An 887-nucleotide genomic window follows, 5' to 3' on the forward strand; every position below is an offset into this window, starting at 1 on the left:
GATGCCATTTTTCTTTATACTGTCACTGAGGCAGGTTGGACATTTGATTTCTAGAGTTATTTGCATTTCTCTATTTTATCAAAATTCAACCTGCTTTTTTTTAGCATACTTTTTGATACACCACCGAAAATAGTAGCTATTTAATTTTTTATATTTTAGTTTAAATATAAACATGTTATGTTTAATTTGATCTAATATAAATTTGTGGGCTAAGCACATGACTCAAACACGTCCAAGAATGACCAAATTATTTGAACAGCTTGGTTTAGCTTCTACTGAAGAAGCAATTGCAAAATTCATAGAGAGCCATCAGCTAGCTGGAGATGTTTTTTTAACACAAGCAATTTTTTGGACTGATGCTCAACGTCATTTTTTAGAAGAAAAACTACACTCTGATGGTGAATGGACGACAGTGATTGATCAATTAAATGAGTCTTTACATGAAAATTCAGTAAAATAATTTTCCGTTAGTATTAAGGATCTACATTCTTCCCTGCATTGAATACAACTCATTCATACAGTAGTACTGTTTTGGAGATGGAATCTCTATTATATAAGTAGTAGATTCCTTACTCTGAAATTTGGATTATAAACCCTAATATTAAAAATAATCTTCTTTACCTTCTATCGGCTTTGTTGCACAAAGATTTGAAATGCAAAGCGCCCCTAATTGAGCCAAATTTAAGGCGTAACTTGGGTAAGTGGTCGACCTAATTCCGTAAATCTGTTAAGGACTGCCACACGTGCATGGATCTCATTGACTTGGCTATCAAAACTCCTTGCACTGAGTTTATCTCCTAATAATTTGATGCAATGCATCTTAGTTTCAACCAAACTTCGCCGATGATAGCCTGACCATTTTTTCCATAGTGTCCTGCCTAAACGTT

At 33.8% G+C, this 887-nt stretch carries 1 protein-coding gene and 1 pseudogene; one reads left to right on the plus strand and one right to left on the minus strand.

Annotated features, from left to right (window positions below; genetic code table 11):
- Positions 1 to 217: 217 nt before the first annotated feature.
- Positions 218 to 460 (plus strand): DUF2789 family protein, encoded by a 243-nt coding sequence (locus C3420_RS17115; RefSeq protein ID WP_004281876.1) that lies wholly within the window; start codon positions 218 to 220, stop codon positions 458 to 460.
- Between the two features lie 221 nt (positions 461 to 681).
- On the opposite strand, the pseudogene C3420_RS17120 reads toward C3420_RS17115, so the two are convergent.
- Positions 682 to 887 (minus strand): annotated as a pseudogene (locus tag C3420_RS17120) (IS5/IS1182 family transposase); the annotation flags it as partial.

This window comes from Acinetobacter sp. ACNIH3 (genome assembly GCF_002918965.1).
Lineage (GTDB): Bacteria > Pseudomonadota > Gammaproteobacteria > Pseudomonadales > Moraxellaceae > Acinetobacter > Acinetobacter schindleri.

Bases quoted from the DNA above. Each gene is read 5' to 3' on its own strand.
- C3420_RS17115 (WP_004281876.1), top strand. From the start codon at position 218: ATGACTCAAACACGTCCAAGAATGACCAAATTATTTGAACAGCTTGGT.